The organism is Hallella mizrahii, assembly GCF_009695775.1.
Taxonomy (GTDB): domain Bacteria; phylum Bacteroidota; class Bacteroidia; order Bacteroidales; family Bacteroidaceae; genus Prevotella; species Prevotella mizrahii.
The window spans coordinates 1-22,238 of record NZ_VUNG01000049.1 but is presented as its reverse complement, the minus strand read 5'-3'; the positions used below and the strand labels follow the sequence as shown (position 1 = coordinate 22,238).

The window sequence follows — 22,238 nt, the reverse complement described above, 5'->3', positions numbered from 1 at the left end:
GCTGGGCACGGATGTATAGATCTTCATCTGTGACCTTGGTAATCTCAAAGTTATGGCTCTCCTTGTAATTCTCATTGATAATGTATGGAAAGACAATGTTGCCAGAACCACTTGTGATGAGGTTACAGATAACATTCGTACTGGTGTTGCGTGCAGAGAAGTCAAGCTTAAATGTACCAGTTCCACTCTTGTCACCGCGTTGGTTGGACTCATCATAGATGGTTGTTGTCAGCGTACCGTCCTTCCAAGAGAAGGTCATCTCGCCGTAAGAACCACCCTGACCAGTGACATCAGTAGTCCACCAGCTCCCGGCAGCATCAGTGCTTGCGCCATTACCCCAGTTGTTGCCAGCTGAGAGCACCCATGTCTTGGTAGCATTGGCTGTCGTTGGATCCTTAGGATCGCAACCGGTGATCAGCTTAATCTCAGCAGGTGCTTCGGTGTAAGTCTGAGCTGTGTATTCACCGAGATCGATAGTTTTCGTGTTGCCTGCTGCATCCATGATATCCACAGAAAGCTTCAAAGGCTTGTCGATGTCATAGACAGTCAGCGAACCGATGTTCTTGTCAAGCGTTGTGGTTCCCCACTTAAACGTGCAGAGCACAGGGTTGACATTGCTGACAATATTCAGTTTGTTGCCCAGTCGGCCTTGAGCATCCTTGTCTTGCTCTACTTTGATAAGGGCTTTGTTAAAGCCTACGCCAAAGTGATCGGCACCACCCGTCTGACCGACGCAAAGACGATTCTTCAGATCATCGGTGAGGTAAGTGATGGTATCTACTTGTACCGTAAGGTCTTTCTCCTCGGGAGTACCGCCATCATTGGTTGTCAGGCACTTTACTGTGTTTTGTCCCAACTTGGTGAAATAGATGGTAGCATCAGCAGAAACAGTGTTAGTAGTTTTCTCTATCAACTGGTCTGCCTGCCAAGCCACATTGGTCGGGGAATTGCAGACCACATGTATTTGGTTGGAGTTCTTTCCGTCCACTTGAACGGGTGTGGCACTTACCTTAAGCTGGTCAGCGGCGACATCTCTCCACTCAGATCCACCTTCAATATCAGAAGGATCACAGGAAGCTAATGCCAAGGCCAGCAGAGGCATTGCAAAAAATATCTTTTTCATGTCAATGTTCTTTTAAAGTGAAACAAAGCGTTTACCAGCCCTGGTATTCGGAACTGTTGTCCCAGCCTGGGTTTTGTTCTACGCCACCCAAGGAGATCTGGTTCTCAGGCATCTTGAAGAATCCTGCTGTAGCATTGTAGCGGGCTGCATAGCCACCATTGTGAGCTGTGTTCTTGGCCTCCTTGCCACAATAGTAGACAGGCTGGTTGTTCTGTGCCTCCAAAGCCTGAGCGGCGATATGCCAGCGACGGATGTCATTCCAACGTACACCTTCGAAAGCGAGCTCATGACGACGTTCGTTTTGAAGAGCTTTGAGAGAGTATGATGCAATAGGAGCCAGTCCGGCACGAGCACGCACTTTGTTGATACCACTTACGTTCTCTTCCAACTCGCTCTGCATGAGCAGCACGTCAGCGAAGCGCAGAAGTACAAGGTCATGGATGTTATCGAGTTGCATGTTGTTGCCATAGCCGCCACTGAGTCCGCCCTTGTCACCATACATCAAATCCTCGAAGCAGCATACATACTTGTTGCCGTCCTTGGCAGAAATAGGAGAAATCTTCTTCTCGTAATAGTCGGTCTCCTGAACGAAGTCAGCCCAACCGCCTTTCTTGTAAGCCGGCAGCTTGTTGACATCCTGGATAGAAGCTTCTAGACGCATATCGTTGGGCTCGTCAGCTTTCCACTCCTTTACAAGATTGGGAGCTACAGGACCTGCACCCCAGCCTTGGCCGAAGGGGAACGTATTAGCGTAGTCCTGGCCGCCACGCATGCCGAAGTGAAGTGCGTAACCATTGGCATAGCCGATGGTCGTGCTCCAAGAAGCAAGTTTGTTGAACTTGATGGCGAACATAGACTCCGGATTGCTGTCGCTTGCCTGAGTCTGGTCGTTCTCTACCCATTTCAAGCCCTTACCTTTGGTGTAGTCATAGTCTTCCACTGTACAGCGGTTGGTATAGGCCCAGAGGTTACGATAGTCAGAAACAAGAGAGTAGCCAGATTTGTTGACACAGTCATCGACGAGGTCAGAAACCATCTTCTTCGTCAGCTTGGTGCCATCGGGAAGATCAACTTCTGTAAGAGGGTTGTACGTGGTGCTGACCAAATCCTTCAATTCTGTGCCGTTGCAGTACATACCAGTGTAGAACAACCAGGCGCGTGCCAGCATACCTTCTGCAGTGTACTTGTCCACATGTCCGTCGTTGCGGCGCTTTGCGGGCAGCAACTGTGTGGCCTGGTAAAAGTCCTGAAGGATCTGTCCCCAGAGGGTCTTCACGTCACCCTGCTTCACTACTTTACCTGTTGCCGATGTCATCAAGGGCACGTTGCCATACATGGAGGCAAGCTCGTAGTGGTAGAAAGCACGAAGGAAGAGAGCTTCGCCCAAATCGGTGTTGCGCACATCATCAGACAGAGAAGAGATCTTCGGCAGAGCTTCTATCAAGATGTTGGCACGGGAAATGCCCTGATAGCGATCCTTGTAGAACTGCTCGGTCATGTTCTGGTTATAATTGCAGAGCAAGTCCTCAGCCTGCATGAGCTTATCGTTGGTACCACCACCACCGAGGTTGTCGTCACTGGCCAGCATGGAAACATAGAGGAATGACTCCTGTGGTGTGGCGGCCACCTGGTTTAGATTATTATATACGCCGGCAAGCGAGGCTGTTGCGTCCTCTTCCTTTGTAGGGAACTTGTCGGTGGTAGCTTCGGTAATGTCGTCAGCATCCAAAGAGCAGGATGCCAGCGTGAGACTTACCGTGGCTGCTGACAATAAATATAATAGCTTGTTCATTGTTTCTGGTTTTAGAATTTAATATTGACACCAATCAGGTATGTTCGCGGTGAAGGATAATTGCCGACATCCACACCGGTCACCCAAGGCTCGCTGCTGTTGAGAGCCATACCGTTCTCAGGATCCATACCGTCGTAACCGGTAATGGTGAACAGATTCTGAGCAGTGAAGTAGAGGCGCAACTGCTCAAACGGACAGCTCTTCCAAATGCTCTTGAAGTCATAGCCAACGGTGAGATTCTGCAAACGCAGGTAGCTGGCGTTCTCGCAATAGATGTCAGAGATTTGTTGCCAGTTTGGACCTGTGTTGCCCGGAGCCAGGCGAGGATATTTGTTGGAAGTGCCCTCACCATGCCAGTACTTGTATACCTCTGTGGTATAGTTTTCATACTGACCATCGGTGAACTTACGCCAAGAGCGCATCACTTGCTGTCCGAAAGCACCATATGCTGTAGCACTCAAGTCGAAGCCCTTGTAGCCAATGTTGAAGCCAAAGCCCATGGTCACATCGGGGTTAGGATCGCCAAGCTCAGTCTTGTCGTTGGCATCGATCTTACCATCGTGGTTGACATCCACAAATTTCAGATCACCCGGCTTGATGTCTGTTCCCTGCAATGAGTTGGCAGCGTTGCCGCCACAGTTCTTGTCGAGATAAGCCTGAATGTCGGCTGCATTCTGCATCACGCCCTCGGTCTTGTAGCCATAGAAGTAGCCAATTGGGTGTCCTTCTTCCATACGTGCCATGATACCTGTGTTCTGAGCAAGCAAGTCATTACCGCCTTCATTGTAATGGTTGGCATTGTTGATCTTGGTAACCTTGTTGCTGTTGTAGGCCATGTTCCAGTTCACGCCATAGTTGAAGTCGCGGCCAATCTTGTCGTTCCAGTTAAGTGCGATTTCAAAACCGGTATTACGTACGGTACCGGCGTTCTGCCACTGCGTAGAGAAGCCTGAGGTTCCTGGAACCTGAACCTGTACGAGCAGATCCTTCGTCTTCTTGTAGTACCAGTCCATCGTAGCGCCCAAGCGACCATTCAGGAAGCGGGCATCGATACCGAGGTCGGTCTGCTCAGAAGTTTCCCATTTAAGATCATCATTGGAAAGACGGCTCAAATAAGCACCCTGAGTAGAATTCTCCTTGGTGTTTCCGAAGGAGTAGTTGCCGTAATCTCCATAAGAGAATGTAGCCAGATAGCCAAAGGCATCGCCAATATTCTTATTACCATTCTGACCCCAGCCGGCACGGAACTTCAAGAAGTCAAGCCAAGAAGCTGTGGGTTGCATGAATTTCTCGTTGCTGATCACCCAACCGGCTGAGAAAGAGGGGAAGTAGCCCCATCGGTGTCCGTCGGCGAAACGGGATGAACCATCAGCACGGAGAATGGCACTGAACATATAAGTCTCGTTGTAGTCGTAGTTGATACGGCCGAAGTAAGAGTTTGCTGTCTCGTCAGTATAAGGAGTACCAGTGACAGTAGCACCACCGTTACGGTCTTTGGTCAGCGAGAGATAGCCATGCTTGAAGTCACCATAGATGCTGCTGGTAGCCATACCTGTCAGACTCTCACCCATACCCGGACGTGTCTGATAGTACTCGGTACCGACAAGAGCATCGAAATGATGATTGTTCAAAGCAAACTTATAGTTCAGCGTGTGGGTCATACTCCATGTCCAGCCAAGACCCATCTGTTGGTTGGTCTCATCCGTTGTGCGGAAGCCATCCTTGTTGGTAGTGTTAGCACTGTAGATAGGTAGGAAGTAACGATAGGAGTAAGAGTTCTGACTGTAGTTGACCTGCCCACGATAAGTGAGTCCCTTGATAGGCTGAACTTCAATATAGCCGATAGCATTGAGCGTGAAGTTGCGGCTCTTATTGTTGGCGCTCTGACTGTTGACCAACTGATAGATTGGGTTGAGGGTATAGGAGTTATAGTTCATCCAGCCCTCGGTACCGGATTTCTTCAAGTCGTCAGAGTCAAAATAGTTGCCATCCTTGTCATAAACAGGTACGCAAGGATTGGCACGCAAAGCGGTAGAAAGGACATTGCTGTACTGGTTGCCAATCTGGATACCTTGCTTCTCACGATGCTGGAAGTAGAGGTTTTCGCCGAACTTCACCACGTCCAGTCCTTTGTCGTTGCGGTAGAGGACATGCTCTGAATTCAAGCGGATGGTGAAACGACGGAAATCGGACTTTGCATAGTCGCCGCCGAGGATACCGTCCTGATACTGATAACCAACACCTGTAGAGAATCTGCTACGGTCGGAACCACCGGTGATGTTGATGTCATGATTGGTGGTGATAGCATTCTTGTTACGCAGAATGTCTAACCAGTCAGTACCAGCATTTGAACCATCCTGATAAGCTTTCAGCAGGTCTGCATCGATATACTTTGACCAGTCATAAGCTGATCCGCCATTGTTCATTGATACCATGTCCTGCACCTGCATGTACTGCTTAGCGTTCAAGAGTTTAGGGATGCGATACATGTTCTGCCAGCCGATGTTGCCATCATAGCTGACGGAAATCTTGCCAGCTTTACCTTGCTTGGTAGTGATAAGGATCACGCCATTAGCACCGTTGGCACCATAGATGGCTGCAGATGCTGCGTCCTTCAACACATCAATGCGTTCGATGTCAGCAGGATTGAGGTTATTGATGTCGCCGCCAGCTACTCCATCAATAACATAGATAGGCTTGGTATCACTGTTGGTACCAGCACCACGCACTGCTACTTTGAAACCATCACCAGGCTGACCGGAAACGGCCGTAATGTTCACACCCGGAGTTTTGCTCTGCAAAGCACCGAGCACCTGAGTGGTATTCATCTTTTCGATATCTTCACCCTTGACCTCTACAGTGGCGCCGGTGACGAGTTTCTTTTTCTGTACACCATAACCGACGACGACAACATCCTCAAGAGTCTTGTCGTCGGCCTTCATAGTGATGGCAAGGTTGGATTGGTTGCCCACGGCAACCTCCTGTGTCTTATAGCCTATGTAAGAAACGACAAGCGTGGCACCAGGCTTGACGTTTAGCGTGAAGTTGCCATCAAGGTCAGTGACAGCACCGTTCTTAGGATTTCCCTTCTCCACAACACTGGCACCGATGACAGGGCCATCTACGTCAACGACATGTCCGGTGACTTTCTTTGCCTGCTGCACAGCTTGCGCCATTAGGCTTGGTGAGGCTGCATGTACACAGGGGCTATAGGCAAGTCCCAAAGCAGTGCAGGCACCCATCAACAGCATGGTTTTGTTAAGATTAAAATTCATACTACTTCGTTCTAGGTTTTTTCTTTGATGATGATTGGGTTCTTGAGCGCGATAGTATTGACTACGATCGCTTGCTTGTCCTATTGTCCGGCAATAGGATGGTTCTTTTTCAGGGTGATTCTTGCATAATGGATAATTGGTTCTTAATTATTTTGACTTCGATTGTTGCTATGGCTGACGACCAAGGTGACTCCAATTAGTTGGTTTTTAGTGCTCCTTAGGTTTTCTCGTCTGTTTACAATCGCAAAGATACGGTTTTATTATATAAATCCGTAATATTATCTTTGCTATTATTGATACTTTTTTATCTAAGTGAATAAGTTCTAAAAGGCAAGATAAGCTTGTTGTATTTTATTATCCAATCTTGATACTATATTGTATATTCCAACAGACAAGAAACATTATTTCAAAGGGTTGTATGAGTTTGAAAGCAACAAAAGAGAGTACAAAGAAGTGTACTCTCTTTTATATATTATAGTATTATTTATATATGATAGTATCATTAGAGCGTCTCTAATACTCGTTTGAGAACCACCTCGGCGGAAATCTCGCGGTTAGCAGCCTCAGGAATGACAAGGCTGTGTGGGCTCTCGATGACATCGTCGGTGACGATAAGTCCACGGCGCACGGGCAGACAGTGCATGAAATATCCATAGTTGGTCCAGCTCATGTGCTCGCTGTCGATGGTCCAACTGGCATCTTTGGACAGGATCTTGCCATAGTTGCCCTTGTTCTTTACGCCTGGGCAACTCCAATTCTTGGCATAGACAAAGTCAGCGTCCTCCAAAGCTTTGTGTTGATCGTACTCTACTCGAGCGTCACCAACAAACTTTGGGTCAAGCTCGTAGCCTTCGGGCTGGGTGATAACAAAGTCTACGTCAGCGGCATTCATCCATTGGGCAAACGAGTTGGGAACGGCCTGTGGCAGGGCACGGCAGTGAGGAGCCCAGGTAAGGACCACCTTTGGACGCTTATGCGAGGGTTGGTTGGATGGGTTGGCGTTGAGTTCAGTCCACTTCTCATGGATGGTGATCAGGTCGGCAAAGGCTTGAAGCGGATGCACAGTGGCGGTCTCCATGGCTACTACAGGGCGGCCGGAATACTTCACGAATTGGCCGACAATGGTCTCGGCGTAGTCGTAATCGCGGTCACTGAGTCCGGCAAAAGAGCGTACAGCGATGATGTCGCAATAGCAGCCCATCACGGGGATAGCTTCCAAGAGATGCTCGCTTTTGTCGCCGTCCATGATGACACCTCGCTCAGTCTCGAGTTTCCATGCACCGGCATTGACATCGAGTACGATGACATTCATGCCGAGGTTCATGGCAGCCTTTTGTGTGGAGAGGCGCGTGCGCAAGGAGTTATTGAAGAAAATCATCAGCAGTGTTTTGTTCTTGCCCAACTGCTGATAGGCGAAGCGGTTGGCTTTTACCTCTTCGGCTTCTTTCAGAGCGGCCTGCAAGGGGCCAAGGTCTTGTACGTTGAAGAATGTTTTCATAAATAAAAAATTATGGGCAACGGCACAGCCGCTGCTTACAGAACGACATGCGTGATGTATTATATAAAGGAAAGGAGAACGGGGGACAGGATGGCCGGGCCTGTGTTAGCCGTTAGGGGCGCACCTGTCCGTTGCCATTGATGAGCCACTTGTAGGTGGTCATCTCTTCCAGTGCCATAGGGCCGCGGGCTCCCAGTTTCTGCGTGCTGATGCCTATCTCGGCACCAAGGCCGAACTGTGCGCCGTCGGTGAAGCTTGTTGGCGCATTGACATAGACGCATGCAGCGTCGACGGCTTGCTGAAAATGCCGGGCGGCAGCTCGGTCGTCTGTGACGATGCTCTCGCTGTGTCCGCTGCCATAGGTGTCGATGTGCTCAAGCGCTTCGTCGATGGAGTCGACAGTCTTTATGCCCATCTGCATGCTCAGCCATTCTGTGTTCCACTCGTCATCGTCAGCAACAGGAACGAGCAGGTCGGCGGGATAGCGTCCTTGCAGGGCAGCATAAGCACGCGGGTCGGCATGTAGCTTCACCTGCTTATCGGCTAAGGGCTTTACCAGTTGTGGCAGATCGCTCAGCCGTGAGGAATGGATGATCAGACAGTCGAGGGTATTGCATACCGAGCAGCGGCGCGTTTTGGCATTGTCAATGATGCGTTGTCCCATGGCCACGTCGCCCCGCTTGTCGAAATAGCAGTGCACGACGCCAGCCCCCGTCTCGATGACCGGAACCTTTGCCGTGTCGCGTACAAAGCTGATGAGCCGCTTGCCGCCACGGGGTATACAGAGGTCGACATAGCCAACGGCCTGAAGCAATGCTGCTGTTGCCTCGTGGGTAGCAGGCAGCAGGGCCACGATGTCGGGACTGACATGTACCGACTCCAGTACTCGGTGGATGAGGTCTACGCCAGCCTGACAGGAGCGAAAGGCATCCTTACCACACTTCAAGATGCTGGCGTTGCCACTTTTCAGACAAAGGGCAAAGACGTCGAAGGTGACATTGGGACGGGCCTCATAGACCACGCCTATGACACCGAAAGGCACGCTCACGCGTCGAAGATCCAGCCCGTTGGGCAGTGTCTTGTGCTTGAGCACTTTGCCCAAGGGTGAGGGCAGCGTGGCTACATGGCGCATGTTGTCAGCAATCTCTTTCAGGCGTGCGGGTGTCAGCTGCAAACGGTCATACATGGGATTGCTCTTGTCTATTGCCGCCAAATCTTCACGGTTGGCAGCCAGTAAAGTCTCAGTTTCTTTCTCTATGGCATCGGCCACAAGACACAGCAGACGGTTGCGCAGTGCTTCATCCATATTGGGCAGGGACTTGCTGGCCAGCTTGACTCGGTGGAATATATCTTCTAACATAGTGTTTTACTCCTTATTATATATAGGAGATTTCTATCTATTATATATAGGTGCTTTCAATCTCCACATATATGTTGCTTCACTCCATATACATATAATCGTAGTGCACAAGTGGGCGTACTTCGTGCTTTCCAATGTTGTCGCGTGCTTCATTCGCATTGTAAGCACTGCGTCCGACGGCAACAAGTTTTTTTTGCTCATCAACGATGCTCACGATATCGCCCTCCTCGAAATCTCCCTCAATCTTTGTCACTCCGACAAGCAACAGGCTTACGGCCTGCTTGCCACGCAGGGCTTCGGCAGCCTTGGCATTGACGTAGACGACACCTTTGGCGAAGCTCTCGCTGTGTGCAATCCACTTTTTCACGGTAGACGTGGGATTGGGGTTGGGCCGGAACTCAGTGTGCATGGTCTGTTGCGGATGCTGGGCCAAGTCGATGAGGATGTTGTCGGTCTTTCCGTTGGCGATGATAACCTTGATGCCTTCGTCTGCCACTTTGCCTGCAATATGCGCTTTAGTGACCATTCCGCCACGTCCGAAGCCACTCTTTTGATTGATAATATATTCTCCCAAATCGCGGTCGTAGTTGACCATTGGTATGACGCGCGTGCCGGGTTCCTTCGGATCTCCGTTGTAGATGCCGTCGACGTTGCTCAGGATGACAAGCGTGTCGCAATCCAGCATGGAGGCGATGAGTCCCGAGAGCTCGTCGTTGTCGGTGAACATCAGCTCGGTGACGCTCACCGTGTCGTTCTCATTGACAATGGGGATGACACCGTTTTCAAGCATCACCTGCATACAAGCCCGCTGGTTGAGATACTGGCCGCGTGTGGAGAAGCTCTCTTTCATCGTGAGCACCTGACCTACATGGCAACCATACTCACGGAAAAGGTCGTAGTAGAGTCCCACGAGTTTCACTTGGCCAAGAGCAGAGAAGAGTTGTCGCTGCTCTACGCTGTCGAGCTTGTGCTCTACGTCAATCTCGTTGCGCCCGCAAGCCATGGCACCCGATGACACGAGGATGACCTCGTAGTCGTGGTGCCTTAGCCATACGATCTGGTCGACGATGGCCGACATCCTCGTCACGTCGAGTTTGCCGTCATCTCGTGTGAGCACGTTGCTGCCCACTTTCACTACTATTCTTTTCATTGGTTGTTATTTCAAACTACCCTTGAAGCCTTCTATCACAGCATGGGTGAAGCCATTGGCCTCAAGCGTGTTCAGCCCTTTAATGGTCATGCCGCCGGGCGTGGTCACCTTGTCGATCTCAGCCTCGGGATGACATCCTTCGGCGAGCAACGAGCCAGCGCCTTTGATGGTTTGTAGTATAATGTTCTTGGCATCATCAGCCTTGAAGCCTAGTTCCACGCCGGCCTCGGAAGCTGCCCGGATGAAACGCAGTACGTAGGCAATGCCGCATCCTGCCATTGCCGTTCCAGCTCCCAAGAGATCCTCATCGACGACCATGGTCTTGCCCAAAGCGTTGAAGATGTCGAGAACCGGCTTCGGGCTTGCGGCAGCCTTGTCGTTGGGAGAGAGGAAAGTCATCGACTGCCGGTGAGCGATGCCGATGTTGGGGATAGCCTGACAGATAGCCGGCACGTCGCCACCGCTGATAAGCCATGCCTCAAGCTGATCGAGCTTGATGCTGGCTGCCATGTTCACGATGGTCTGCTTGCTGTAGTCGAGTTCCTCTTTGATCTCGTCGATGACGCCCTTCACCACCTTAGGCTTCACGGCGAGTACGACGATGTCCGCCACGGCGGCCGCCACTTTGTTGTCGGTGGTCACGCTGGTGCCCTGCTCGGCAAATGGTTTGAGTTTGCCTTCATGAGGATTGGCCACGGTGATGTCCTCGGGCTTGAACAAGTCGGTCTTCAATAAGCCGGTGGCAAAGGCTCCGCCCATCTCACCGGCTCCAATTACTGCGATTTTCATAATATGAATGGTATACCTTATTATATATAGTACTATCTAACAGATTTCCTACATGCTGGCGAAAACACGCTTGAGACGATAGATGAAGTCGTCGGCATCGGCCTTGGTCAGGCAAAGCGGCGGAAGGATGCGCAGTACGTCGGTGCCGGCAGCTCCCGTGAAGACGTGTTGCTCGTAGATGAGCTTGCTGCGGACCTCTTTCTGCGGCACGTCGAGCACGAGTCCAATCATCAGTCCGCGTCCACGCACTTCCTTGATATGCGGCTCGGTCTTTTGCAGTTGCTTCAGCTCGTCGATGAAATATTCGCCCACCTCATGGGCATTGTCAACGAGATGTTCCTGCTCGAAGACGTCGAGCACGGCCAAGGCTGCGGTACATGCCAGATGGTTACCGCCAAATGTAGTGCCTAACTGTCCGTAGACGGGCTGGAACTCCGGTGAGATGAGCACGGCAGCCATGGGGAATCCATTTCCGATACCCTTGGCGACAGTGATGAGGTCGGGACGTATGTCGAGCCATTGATGGGCAAAGAACTTGCCCGACCGTCCGTAGCCACACTGTATCTCATCGCAGATGAGCACAGCACCATATTTTTTGCAGGCCTTGGCAAGTCCCTGCGCAAATTCCTTGGTGGCGACATTGCATCCGCCTACTCCTTGGATGCACTCCAGGATACAGGCGCACACATCGCCCTTGGCAAGCTCGCGCTCCCAAGCCTCCAAATCGTTGTAGGGCAGGAAGGTCACATGACCATTGTCGTTGATGGGTGCCACGATCTTCGGGTTCCCCGTTACCTCTACGGCCAGTGAGGTGCGGCCATGGAAAGCTTTCTCGGCAGAGAGCACACGTGTGCGGCCATTGTGGAAGCTGGCAAGCTTCAGCGCATTCTCGTTGGCCTCAGCACCACTGTTGATCAGGAAGAGCTGATAGTCGTCGTAGCCGCAGATCTTGCCCAGCCGCTCGGCAAGCTGACGCTGTAGCAGGTTGATGACACTGTTGGAGTAGAAGCCAAGCTGGTTGAGTTGCTTGGTGAGCATGTCGACATAGTGAGGATGGCAATGTCCGATGCTGATGACAGCATGGCCACCATAGAGGTCGAGGTACTCCTGGCCTTTGTCGTCCCATACATGGACGCCTTTGCCCTTGACAATGTTGACATCATATAATGGATAAACGTCGAATAGTTTCATGTGATTGATTATATATAGTTAGAAAGCCGATGGCTTAAGCCTCAGTCCTGTGGTCTCATCGAGGCCAAACATCAGATTCATATTCTCCACCGCCTGTCCGACAGCACCTTTAAGCAGGTTGTCGATGCAGGAGGTGACGAGAAGCTTGCCGTCGATGATGTCGCAGTGGACGTGTGCCTTGTTGGTGTTGACCACCTGCTTCAGGTCGAGCGGCTTGTCGACATAGTGTGTAAAAGGTTCCTCTTTGTAGAAATCCTTGTAACCTTGAACGATTGTCTCTGCGTCCTTGTCAGTACGGATGACCTCAGTGGCAAAGATGCCGCGGGCGAAGTCACCCCGGTAGGGGATGAAGTCGATGTCAGAGTCGAGATGTCCTTGTACCTGACAGATGCTTTGTCGAATCTCGGGAATATGCTGGTGAGTGAAAGCCTTGTAGATGCTCAGATTGTTGTTGCGCCACGAGAAATGGGTGGTAGCACCGGGCTTTACGCCGGCTCCCGTACTGCCCGTGATGGCGTTGACGCTAACCGCCGAGTTAATAAGCCCCATCTTGGCAGCAGGCAGCAAGCCGAGCTGGATGCACGTGGCAAAGCAACCGGGGTTGGCGATATGTCGAGCCGCGCGTATACGTTCGCGGTTGATCTCAGGCAGGCCATAGACGAAGTCATGCACAGCCGGTGTAGGCTTGGTGGCGGCGACATCGTCAGCGGGAAGTCCGTTGGTTGGCGCAAGACGGAAATCCTGTGCCAGATCGATGATCTTCACCTTGACGGGCACGTTGTGCTCAGCGAGGAATCGCTCGCTCTTGCCGTGGCCGAAGCAGAAGAAGAGCACGTCGACATCGTCGAAGGGCATCTCGCTGGTAAAGCGAAGATCAGTATCGCCGTAGAGTCCCTCGTGCACGTCGGTGATGAGGTTTCCGGCGTTGCTCTCGCTGTTGACGAAGACGAGCTCCGCCTCGGGATGGTTGATGAGCAGGCGGATGAGCTCTCCTGCCGTATAGCCGGCCCCGCCAAGTATACCTATTCTTATCATGATCTTTCCTCTCTTTTTATTCTCTTTCTCCCGGATGCATGCCATAGTAGGCGCGCAGCGGTGTGGAGAGCACTTTGATGAATCCCTTGGCATCGTCGGCCGTCCATCCGTGCTGCATCTCGCCGTATTCGCCGAGTTTCGACTTGGTGAGGTCGTCAGGCGAGTCAACGCCTACGGTCTCGAAGCTGTAGGGACGCAGCTTCAGTATGGCGGTGCCATTGACGTGACGCTGGCTACTGGTGAGGAAAGCCTCCATGTCGGGCATGACGGGTTCGAGATACTGGCTCTCGTGGAGGAACATGCCGTACCAGTTGCCAATCTGGTCTTTCCAGTACTGCTGCCATTTCGAGAGCGTAGACTTTTCGAGCAGGCGGTGTGCCTCGATGATCAGCTTCGGAGCGGCAGCCTCAAAGCCGACGCGTCCCTTGATGCCGATGATCGTATCGCCGACATTGCAGTCGCGGCCGATAGCATAGCTGGCACCGATGGCCTCGATCGCCTGAATAGCCTCTACCTTGTCGGTATACTCCTTACCATTGACAGCTGCAATCTCGCCCTCCTTGAACGTGATGCGCAGTTCGGCTTCCGGTTCTTTGGCGGTGACATGCTTGAGATAAGCCTCCTCGGGCAGTCCTTGTGTAGGGTCGAGGAGCTCGCCACCGCAGATACTCGTGCCCCAGATGCCAACATTATAGGAATACTTCAGCTTGGTGAAGTCAGCAAAGAAGCCGTGCTCGTTGAGGTAGTCTACTTCCTCTTTACGCGAGAGAGCGTGGTCACGAGTGAGCGTGATGATCTTCACGCCGGGTGCCATGACGAGGAAGGTCATGTCGAACCGTATCTGGTCGTTGCCGGCACCAGTAGATCCGTGTGCGATGGCGTCAGCACCAATCTCCTTGGCGTATCGTGCGATAGCGATAGCCTGGAAGATACGCTCCGAACTGACCGAGATAGGATAGCAATTGTTGCGCAGCACGTTGCCGAAGATCATATACTTTAGGCTCTTTTCGTAGTATTCATGCGTCACGTCGAGTGTGACATATTTCTTAGCCCCGAGCTTGTAAGCGTTTTCTTCGTTTTTCTTCAGCTGTTCGGCACTGAATCCGCCTGTGTTGGCGCAGGCAGCATATACGTCCCAACCCTCTTGGGTGAGCTTCATGACTGTGTATGATGTATCAAGTCCGCCTGAATAGGCGACGACGACAGACTTAGAGCCCACCCCCGCCCCCTCCCGAGGGAGGGGAGTTGCAATACCCTTACTACTGTTATTAGCCATACTATTATTTTTTATATTCTTCTTTTCCATCTTTTTATTGTTTAAACCTTGTTATTATATAAGTTTTACGAATCCTCTCCTCGTGCATTCTGAAGGACTTCCACTTCCTTTTGTATAGCCCTTGCAACGGCATCAGGATCACTTAATATCTGATCATTAGTGAATCGGATGACTGTAAATCCCTGACTCTGCAACCATGTCGCGCGCTCCTCATCAGAGAATTGTTGACCGGGGAGTTGATGGTATCCTCCGTCTACTTCAATGACCAGTTTCACTGAGAGACAACAAAAGTCAACAATGAACTGTCCAATGATGTGTTGTCTACGGAAGCGAACTCCTAATTGTCTATGTTGGAGAAATGCCCACAGAATGCTTTCTTCTTTAGTAGGGTTTCGTCTATTCTCATGTGCAAACTCTTTTAGCAGCCCATAGTAAGCACAATCAGCCGTTTGGTATTGTTGCTTTCGCCTGTTATTCTTTTGCTTACCATCCTGTTGCTCATCCCCATTATTACTCTTGGCATTTTCCTCCATCTTCTCCTATATTAATTATGTATTATTTATATTATGTATTGTGGTTTTGCCATTCCCCTCCCTCGGGAGGGGTTAGGGGTGGGCTCCATTCCCCTCCTTCGGGAGGGGTTAGGGGTGGGCTCCATTCCCCTCTCTCGGGAGGGGTTAGGGGTGGGCTCCATTCCCCTCCCTCGGGAGGGGTTAGGGGTGGGCCTCTATTTGTCGGATTCGTTTCACGACATCTTCTGGTAGCTTCACCGGCAGTTGCTCTTCCGGGTCGAAAAGCATGGCGGTGCAGATGCAATAGCGGCGGTTGGTGCGGTGGAGGATGTCGCTGTTGATGCACCCCTCGCATCCTCTCCAGAAGCTCTCGTCATCGGTGAGATCGTTGAAGGTCACCGGAAGGTATCCCAGTTGCGTGTTCATCTTCATCACTGCCGACCCGCTGGTCAGCGAGAAGATCTTGGCATGTGGCCATCGGACGCGTGCGAGCGTAAAGGTAAGATTCTTGATGCGCTTGGCTACTCCTTTTCCTCGGAAGTCAGGGTGTACAATCAGTCCCGAGGTAGTGACATAGTGTTTATTGCCCCATGTCTCGATGTAGCTGAATCCGGCAAACTTCTCGCCTTGCAGTGCAATGACAGCTTTGGCTTCTTTCATCTTTGTGGCCACGTACTCCGGTGAGCGCTTGGCGATGCCGGTGCCGCGAACCTTGGCTGCGTCGGCGATGGTTTTCAGTATGGTGTCGACATATTTGATATGACTCTCGTCGGCCACCATCACTTTGATTTCTTCCATGGTGTTGTTATCTATAATCTTGTCTTATCCGAATGTTTATTCCAACATGATGTCGTTCAGACAATCAGAGATGGCTTTTCTGTCCGTTCCCTCTTTGAGTACGATAATAATGGTGTCGTCACCGGCGATGGTTCCCAAGATTTCGGGGATGTCGCTGTTGTCGATGTTGTAGGCGATGGAGCTGGCATATCCCGGTCGTGTGCGTATGACGCCGATATTGCGTGAGAAGCGTATCGACTGAAATCCGGAGGCTCCCATCATCTCGTTGGCCGGTAGTGGCTTGTGCACTCGCTTATACATTGTCTCGTTGGGCAACACGTAGACATAGTGCCCGTTCATGCTGGCAGCTTTAGCAACCTTCAGCTGTTTGAGGTCTCGGCTTAGCGTGGCTTGTGTGAGCAGGAATCCTTCTTTCTTCAGGTCTACCAGCAATTCCTCCTGGCTGCCAATCTCTTTGCTGGAGATGATCAGCTTGATAGCTTCGAGCCGTCTGTCTTTAATCTTCATGTACTGGATATTTATTCTTTAAACGGTTGCAAAAATACACAAAATAATCATATAATCCAAATAAAAACACGGTTTTCTACAGAAAATTATAATATTTCGTCGAAGTAATGTATATCAGCTGTAATATTTATCCATAATCGCCGTTTTGCTGAGTTGTTTCAAGCATGGCAGGAAACCGGTGGGCTGATTGCGCTGAGTCAATATATTGCTGAAGTTTTTAGTGCTATTGTCCGCTTTTCTTTGGCAGATTGGAAACTTTTTATTAAATTCGCAACATCAAGCATACACATTATATGATATAATCATTCGGAAGATGACACAAGAAGAAAAGACAAAGATAGAAGAGCGCATCGTGGATGTGCTGAAAACAGTATACGATCCGGAGATCCCGGTGGATATATGGAACCTTGGCATGATCTATAAGATAGACGTGAAGGATGATGGCACGGTCGATATGGACATGACTTTCACGGCACCATCCTGCCCTGCCGCAGATTTCATTCTTGAAGACGTCCGCACTAAAGTAGAGAGTGTAGACGGCGTGAAGGCTGCCAATGTCAATCTGGTCTTTGACCCCGTATGGGATCAAAGTATGATGAGCGAGGAAGCAAGAGTAGAACTGGGGCTGGACTAAGGCCCGGTTGAATGTTCAATGTTGAAGGATGAATGAGAGCAATGTTGAATGTTGAGTGAAGAATGATGGAAGGAATAGGATGTCTAACAAAACTTTGATAGCTATGAGAAAGAACATATACTTTTTATCGGACGCACACTTAGGGTCGCTGGCTATTCCTCATCGTCGTACCCAGGAACGCCGGCTGGTGCGTTTCCTTGACAGCATCAAGGACAAGGCAGCCGCTGTGTATATGCTCGGTGACATGTTTGACTTTTGGAACGAATATAAATATGTGGTGCCGAAAGGCTTTACGCGTTTCTTAGGTAAGATATCGGAGTTGACGGACTTGGGCGTGGAAGTGCATTTCTTCACCGGCAATCATGATATTTGGACGTATGGCTATCTCGAGGAGGAGTGCGGTGTGATCCTTCACCGTCACCCGTTGACGACAGAGATCTACGGCAAGGAGTTCTATTTGGCACATGGCGACGGACTGGGCGACCCAGACAACAAGTTCAAACTGTTGCGCAAGATTTTCCACAACCGTGGCTGTCAGCGTTTGCTCAACTTCTTCCATCCCTGGTGGGGCATGCAGCTGGGGCTCAACTGGGCCAAGCACAGCCGGCTCAAGCGTGCCGACGGTAAGGAACCGCCATACATGGGTGAAGACAGAGAGTATTTGGTGCTGTGGACAAAGGAATACATGAAGACGCATCCCGACATCGACTATTTCATCTATGGTCACCGTCATATAGAGCTGGAACTGACGCTCAACCGCAAGGCACGGATGCTGATTCTTGGAGACTGGATCACGCAGTTCACCTATGCCGTCTTCGACGGCGAGCATCTGCTGCTTGAGGAATATGTCGAGGGGGAAAGCAGACCGTAATGAACGTTGTCTGACAGAGAAAAATGACAGAGTAAACGATACGTGACGACCGGAACAATCAAGCAGAGCGGTCGTCACGGATATACAGAATTGTCGTCGCGGTTTAACCAATAGACAAAAGCGGCCGTCACGGAAAACGGGATGATCGTCATGCTCAAAAAAAAGCAGGACGACCGTCGCATACGATCTTTTTCGGGATTTCCCGGTTTCCAAATTGATAAATGATTGTGGGAGTGAACGAGATATCTATTGTATAATATCAATATTTTTTATCTCTAACCTTCTCTGAGAATTGATTTTTAGGAAGCAATGCAATAATTGCTCTGAAAGAACGGAATTTTAAGCAAGAATAGTAAATGCTTATTAATCAGCATGTTGTGAAGATCCTGTTTTGAAAACTTTTCCTTAACGCTTAAAAAACGGATTTTTACCATGTCATCTCACTGAGATGACCGTATCATCTCACCGAGATGACCGCATCATCTCACTGAGATGAGTCGCTCATCTCAGTGAGATGATGCGGTCAGGTCGGTTCTTCAACGCCTTTTTTCGTCATTTTCTGTCATCAGTCCCCATTTTTGCTTTCTATTTCGAAAGTTTCTATTGACAAGGTTTTTTACTTTTTGTAAGATATTATCCAAGTCAAGAGTGGACGCAACAGTTCAGCCTCTCTTGTCCTAAGACAGTATCAATATGTGCAAGGATACTGGGAGGATCATTCTGTTCCGGCATTTTGACGTTTTCAAAGGCCTTTCTTAGCGGTCGATGCGGCCGTTGCCTCCTTGCATTGCTGCGAGGATCTCCTGCTCGCTCACTAAGTTCTGATCACCGGGAACGGTATTTTTCAATGACGCGGCAGCTGTGGAGAACTCCAGACAATGGCGGTCGTCATCAGGCCATCGGTGGCGCGCATGGATAAACGCGGCAACCCACGCGTCGCCCACGCCCATCTGATCTACGATGGGCTGGATGTCGTAGATGCGCGAGGTGTATATTTCGCCGTTAGCCCACAGCACGCCGGCATTGACATGATGCTGGAACGATAGTTGGTTGCGGTGCGCCATGAGCATGCGCTCGGCACGCGGGAACATCTTGTGGAGCCTGTCGAAATAGCGGCGGTAAGCGTCTATGTCAAACTGATAGCTTTCATCCAAAGCAGTGAAAGGAATGGGATCGAGCCCACTGGCCACGTACCACTCGTTCTGGTCGCCAAAGATAAACGAGCTGTACTGCATGAGTTCGTCGAGGGCTTTTCGGGCGTTGGCTCCCGGATATTTCCACAGGTTGGCGCGGTAGTTGATGTCGCAGGTGAGTTCTACACCGCTCTCAAAGGCCCGATGCACGGCATCCATCGTGGTGTCAAGGGCATCCTGGCTGGTAGCGCAAGTGATTCCCGAGCAATGAAACAATGCAGTCTCCTTCAATATCTGTTCCCAGTTGATGTCGCCGAAGGATAGGGTGTTGAATGCAGAGTCGTCACGGTCATATACCACTCTCGATGAGCGCATGGCTGCAGATGGCTCGAAATAGTAGGTGCCCAACCGCTTGCCACCCTTGACCGTATGGCTCACGTCGACACCGTATTCCCTCAGGTGCATGAGTGCCGCCTCGCCGATGGCATTGTCGGGCACACGGGTGACATACTCCACGTCGTCGCCGAGCATTGCCAGACTCACTGCCACGTTGGCCTCAGAACCGCCGTAGTTGGCGTCAAAGGAGTTGCCCTGTGTCAGCCTCATGGCACCATGCTTGGACAGGCGCAACATGATTTCTCCGAATGTAACAATCTTCATATCCTTTTCTCTCCTTATTATTACTTGGCAGAAAACTTGCTTGATAATATAAAACTAAAAAAGGCGGACAGCCCGTCGTGAGCGTCCGCCTTTGAGTTGGTTGCGATATTACTTCTTCTGTGCCTCTACGAGGTCGCGGGTGTCGCGGGCAATGACAATCTCTTCGTCGGTAGGAATCATCACCACCTTCACCTTGGAATCGTCGGCGGAGAGGATCTGCTCCTTCGAGCGCACATGGTTGCGCTCCTTGTCCATCTTCACGCCGAGGTACTCCAGACCGGAGCAGGCATCCCAGCGCACGCCTTCCTGGTTCTCGCCCACGCCGGCGGTCCACACGATAATGTCGACACCGTTCATGGCAGCAGCGTATGCGCCGATGTATTTCTTGATGCGGTAGTTGTACATCTGCAGTGCGAGATGAGCGCGCTCGTTGCCTTCGTTGTCGGCATTCTCGATCTCACGCATATCGCTGGAGATGCCGGTGATGCCGAGCACGCCGCTCTGCTTGTTGAGGAAATCGGCCATCTCCTGAGGTCCCATACCGGTCTTCTGCATCAGATAGGTGACAGCCGACGGGTCGATGTCGCCTGAGCGGCTACCCATCATCAGTCCGGCCAAAGGAGTCAGACCCATGGAGGTGTCGATGACCTTGCCATACTTCACGGCAGCCACGCTGGCACCGTTGCCGATATGGCAGGTGATGATCTTCTGCGTCTTGATGTCCACGCCGAGGAACTCGCATACGCGCTGAGAGACATAGCGGTGAGAGGTGCCGTGGAAACCATAGCGGCGCACGTGCCACTTGGTATAGAACTCATAAGGCACAGCATAGAGATAAGCATACGGCGGCATGGTGCTGTGGAAAGCATTGTCGAACACGGTCACCTGCGGTGTACCGGGCATGAGGGCATCGACAGCGCGGAGGCCGGCCAGGTGACCCTTGTTGTGCACCGGCGCAAGGTCGATGAGGCTCTCAATGCCTTTCTCCACCTCGGGAGTGACGATACAACTCTTCTCAAAGAGGTCACCGCCCTGCACGATACGGTGTCCCACGGCGTCGATCTCGTCGAGGCTCTTCAGGCAGCCGTACTTGGGATCCACGAGGAGGTCAAGCACGAATTTCACACCTTCTTTGTGCGACGGCATGTCGTGCATGATCTTTTCCTTTGAGCCGTCTTTCAGCGTCACTTTGACAAAAGCCTCGTCGAGACCGATGCGCTCTGCGCCACCCTGTGCGAGAACGCTCTCGTCGGTCATGTCGTATAACTTGTACTTAATGGAACTGCTACCGCAGTTCAGAACCAAAATCTTCATCTTAATGTTGAGTGTTGAATGGTGAGTAATATCAATGTTGAATGTTGGAAGCATTCATCATTTCTTGGCATCCATTGCCTGGCATGACGTGATGGCGACCATGTAGTAGATGTCATCGACAGAGCATCCGCGGCTCAGGTCGTTGACTGGACGGGCAATACCCTGTAGGATAGGACCAATGGCGATGGCACCGCCAAGACGCTGAACGAGCTTGTAGCCGATGTTGCCCACTTCGAGGTTAGGCACTACGAGCACATTGGCATGTCCGGCGATAGGAGAGCCCGGTGCCTTGAACTCGCCCACAGAGGGCACGAGTGCGGCGTCGGCCTGCAGCTCGCCGTCGACTTTCAGCTCTGGATATTTCTCGTGAGCGATCTTTGTGGCGTCGACAACCTTGTCGATGATATAGACGCTCTTGCCTGTAGTCTTGTCCTTGGCATCCTTGGCGGAGCCTTTGGTGGAGAAGCTCAGCATGGCCACACGCGGATCCTTGATGCCTGCCACGCTCTTTGCGGTATCGGCGGTGCAGTAAGCAATCTGAGCCAGCTGGTCGGCAGTGGGGTTAGGCGTGACAGCTACGTCGCCCATGACCACGATACCGTCCTCGCCATATTGCTTCTGGTCGGTGATGAGCAGCATGGCGCCGCTGACGCAAGTCACTCCTGGAGCGCATTTGATGATCTGTAGAGCCGGACGCAGCGTGTCGCCTGTAGTGCTCAGCGCACCGGAGATCTGACCGTCAGCGTCGCCGGTCTTGATGATCATGCAGCCAAGATAGAGGTTGTTCTTCGTTACCAGCTCGCGGGCCTGCTCTACGGTCATGCCCTTTTTCTTGCGAAGCTCAGCCAGCAGGGTGGCATACTCCTCGGTCTTCTCGCAGTGCTGCGGGTCAACGATAGTAGCCTTGTCGATGTTGGCGAGGCCCCACTCTTTGGCTTCCTTGCGGATGTTTTCGGGATTGCCGATCAAGATCAGGTCGGCCAGGTCGTCGGCCAGTACACGGTCGGCAGCCTTCAGAGTGCGCTCCTCTTCAGCTTCGGGGAGCACGATGCGCTGCTTGTTAGACTTAGCACGCGCAACAATTTGCTCTAATAAACTCATAGTGTCGGTAATATATTAGTTTTGGTATGTCGATGTTACAAAGTTACGGAATCTTTGCGAGGTGACCAAACAGACGGCAACAAATCAATAAATCCTAAAATCCGCAAGCAATCTCAATGACAATCTCAATTGCAGTAAAGAGCGTGAACACTATGCATCATGATAGTATGAGCGTGAATTTTGTCCGATTTGTGCACACCATCCCCTTACCCCACGATG

18 protein-coding genes are annotated in these 22,238 nt (G+C 51.1%); 2 read left to right on the top strand and 16 right to left on the bottom strand.

Annotation, left to right across the window (positions count from 1 at the left end):
• The 13 genes from FYJ73_RS13920 to FYJ73_RS13860 form a co-directional block, all read right to left on the bottom strand.
• A partial coding sequence (locus tag FYJ73_RS13920; RefSeq protein WP_154535345.1) for a hypothetical protein occupies window positions 1–1,123 on the bottom strand: 1,123 nt, incomplete at its 3' end.
• Window positions 1,124–1,154: 31 nt separating this feature from the next.
• Window positions 1,155–2,915 carry a RagB/SusD family nutrient uptake outer membrane protein gene (locus FYJ73_RS13915; protein ID WP_154535344.1) on the bottom strand — a complete coding sequence of 587 codons (1,761 nt, stop codon included), beginning with the start codon at window positions 2,913–2,915 and terminating at the stop codon, window positions 1,155–1,157.
• Window positions 2,916–2,926: 11 nt separating this feature from the next.
• On the bottom strand, window positions 2,927–6,190 hold the full coding sequence (locus FYJ73_RS13910; protein WP_154535343.1) for a SusC/RagA family TonB-linked outer membrane protein: 3,264 nt from the start codon (window positions 6,188–6,190) through the stop codon (window positions 2,927–2,929).
• 502 nt (window positions 6,191–6,692) lie between these two features.
• Window positions 6,693–7,688, bottom strand: a complete 996-nt coding sequence (locus tag FYJ73_RS13905) for a Rossmann-fold NAD(P)-binding domain-containing protein (protein ID WP_154535342.1) — start codon at window positions 7,686–7,688, stop codon at window positions 6,693–6,695.
• A 112-nt stretch (window positions 7,689–7,800) separates the two neighbouring features.
• Window positions 7,801–9,048 (bottom strand): glutamate-5-semialdehyde dehydrogenase, encoded by a 1,248-nt coding sequence (locus FYJ73_RS13900; RefSeq protein WP_154535341.1) that lies wholly within the window; start codon window positions 9,046–9,048, stop codon window positions 7,801–7,803.
• Window positions 9,049–9,127: 79 nt separating this feature from the next.
• Window positions 9,128–10,198: a glutamate 5-kinase gene (gene proB, locus FYJ73_RS13895; RefSeq protein ID WP_154535340.1), complete on the bottom strand. Its 1,071-nt coding sequence runs from the start codon at window positions 10,196–10,198 to the stop codon at window positions 9,128–9,130.
• 6 nt (window positions 10,199–10,204) lie between these two features.
• Entirely contained in the window at window positions 10,205–10,987 is a 783-nt protein-coding gene (gene proC / locus FYJ73_RS13890) for a pyrroline-5-carboxylate reductase (RefSeq protein ID WP_154535339.1), read from the bottom strand.
• Between the two features lie 48 nt (window positions 10,988–11,035).
• Window positions 11,036–12,178, bottom strand: a complete 1,143-nt coding sequence (locus FYJ73_RS13885) for an aspartate aminotransferase family protein (protein ID WP_154535338.1) — start codon at window positions 12,176–12,178, stop codon at window positions 11,036–11,038.
• An 18-nt stretch (window positions 12,179–12,196) separates the two neighbouring features.
• On the bottom strand, window positions 12,197–13,213 hold the full coding sequence (gene argC / locus FYJ73_RS13880; protein WP_154535337.1) for an N-acetyl-gamma-glutamyl-phosphate reductase: 1,017 nt from the start codon (window positions 13,211–13,213) through the stop codon (window positions 12,197–12,199).
• Between the two features lie 16 nt (window positions 13,214–13,229).
• A complete protein-coding gene (locus FYJ73_RS13875; RefSeq protein WP_336509617.1) occupies window positions 13,230–14,432 on the bottom strand; it encodes an argininosuccinate synthase in 1,203 nt (400 codons plus the stop codon).
• 122 nt (window positions 14,433–14,554) lie between these two features.
• Window positions 14,555–15,022 (bottom strand): endonuclease domain-containing protein, encoded by a 468-nt coding sequence (locus FYJ73_RS13870; protein ID WP_154535335.1) that lies wholly within the window; start codon window positions 15,020–15,022, stop codon window positions 14,555–14,557.
• 180 nt (window positions 15,023–15,202) lie between these two features.
• On the bottom strand, window positions 15,203–15,799 hold the full coding sequence (locus FYJ73_RS13865) for a GNAT family N-acetyltransferase (protein WP_154535334.1): 597 nt from the start codon (window positions 15,797–15,799) through the stop codon (window positions 15,203–15,205).
• Between the two features lie 36 nt (window positions 15,800–15,835).
• A complete protein-coding gene (locus FYJ73_RS13860; RefSeq protein WP_154535333.1) occupies window positions 15,836–16,306 on the bottom strand; it encodes an arginine repressor in 471 nt (156 codons plus the stop codon).
• A gap of 313 nt (window positions 16,307–16,619) precedes the next feature.
• Here FYJ73_RS13860 and FYJ73_RS13855 point away from each other — a divergent pair, with 313 nt between their 5' ends.
• Window positions 16,620–16,940 carry a metal-sulfur cluster assembly factor gene (locus FYJ73_RS13855; protein WP_154535332.1) on the top strand — a complete coding sequence of 107 codons (321 nt, stop codon included), beginning with the start codon at window positions 16,620–16,622 and terminating at the stop codon, window positions 16,938–16,940.
• Window positions 16,941–17,043: 103 nt separating this feature from the next.
• Window positions 17,044–17,811, top strand: a complete 768-nt coding sequence (locus tag FYJ73_RS13850) for a UDP-2,3-diacylglucosamine diphosphatase (protein ID WP_154535331.1) — start codon at window positions 17,044–17,046, stop codon at window positions 17,809–17,811.
• Between the two features lie 755 nt (window positions 17,812–18,566).
• On the opposite strand, the gene FYJ73_RS13845 is transcribed toward FYJ73_RS13850, so the two are convergent.
• From FYJ73_RS13845 to pta, 3 genes are all read right to left on the bottom strand, one after another.
• Window positions 18,567–19,604, bottom strand: coding sequence for a sugar kinase (locus tag FYJ73_RS13845; protein WP_154535330.1), 1,038 nt, complete (start codon window positions 19,602–19,604; stop codon window positions 18,567–18,569).
• Between the two features lie 108 nt (window positions 19,605–19,712).
• Window positions 19,713–20,918 carry an acetate/propionate family kinase gene (locus FYJ73_RS13840; RefSeq protein ID WP_154535329.1) on the bottom strand — a complete coding sequence of 402 codons (1,206 nt, stop codon included), beginning with the start codon at window positions 20,916–20,918 and terminating at the stop codon, window positions 19,713–19,715.
• Between the two features lie 57 nt (window positions 20,919–20,975).
• Window positions 20,976–22,019 (bottom strand): phosphate acetyltransferase, encoded by a 1,044-nt coding sequence (gene pta, locus FYJ73_RS13835; protein WP_154535328.1) that lies wholly within the window; start codon window positions 22,017–22,019, stop codon window positions 20,976–20,978.
• Window positions 22,020–22,238: the final 219 nt, after the last annotated feature.

Bases quoted from the DNA above. Each gene is read 5' to 3' on its own strand.
- FYJ73_RS13915 (WP_154535344.1), bottom strand. From the start codon at position 2,915: ATGAACAAGCTATTATATTTATTGTCAGCAGCCACGGTAAGTCTCACG.
- FYJ73_RS13910 (WP_154535343.1), bottom strand. From the start codon at position 6,190: ATGAATTTTAATCTTAACAAAACCATGCTGTTGATGGGTGCCTGCACT.
- FYJ73_RS13905 (WP_154535342.1), bottom strand. From the start codon at position 7,688: ATGAAAACATTCTTCAACGTACAAGACCTTGGCCCCTTGCAGGCCGCT.
- FYJ73_RS13900 (WP_154535341.1), bottom strand. From the start codon at position 9,048: ATGTTAGAAGATATATTCCACCGAGTCAAGCTGGCCAGCAAGTCCCTG.
- proB (WP_154535340.1), bottom strand. From the start codon at position 10,198: ATGAAAAGAATAGTAGTGAAAGTGGGCAGCAACGTGCTCACACGAGAT.
- proC (WP_154535339.1), bottom strand. From the start codon at position 10,987: ATGAAAATCGCAGTAATTGGAGCCGGTGAGATGGGCGGAGCCTTTGCC.
- FYJ73_RS13885 (WP_154535338.1), bottom strand. From the start codon at position 12,178: ATGAAACTATTCGACGTTTATCCATTATATGATGTCAACATTGTCAAG.
- argC (WP_154535337.1), bottom strand. From the start codon at position 13,213: ATGATAAGAATAGGTATACTTGGCGGGGCCGGCTATACGGCAGGAGAG.
- FYJ73_RS13870 (WP_154535335.1), bottom strand. From the start codon at position 15,022: ATGGAGGAAAATGCCAAGAGTAATAATGGGGATGAGCAACAGGATGGT.
- FYJ73_RS13865 (WP_154535334.1), bottom strand. From the start codon at position 15,799: ATGGAAGAAATCAAAGTGATGGTGGCCGACGAGAGTCATATCAAATAT.
- FYJ73_RS13860 (WP_154535333.1), bottom strand. From the start codon at position 16,306: ATGAAGATTAAAGACAGACGGCTCGAAGCTATCAAGCTGATCATCTCC.
- FYJ73_RS13855 (WP_154535332.1), top strand. From the start codon at position 16,620: ATGACACAAGAAGAAAAGACAAAGATAGAAGAGCGCATCGTGGATGTG.
- FYJ73_RS13850 (WP_154535331.1), top strand. From the start codon at position 17,044: ATGAGAAAGAACATATACTTTTTATCGGACGCACACTTAGGGTCGCTG.
- FYJ73_RS13845 (WP_154535330.1), bottom strand. From the start codon at position 19,604: ATGAAGATTGTTACATTCGGAGAAATCATGTTGCGCCTGTCCAAGCAT.
- FYJ73_RS13840 (WP_154535329.1), bottom strand. From the start codon at position 20,918: ATGAAGATTTTGGTTCTGAACTGCGGTAGCAGTTCCATTAAGTACAAG.
- pta (WP_154535328.1), bottom strand. From the start codon at position 22,019: ATGAGTTTATTAGAGCAAATTGTTGCGCGTGCTAAGTCTAACAAGCAG.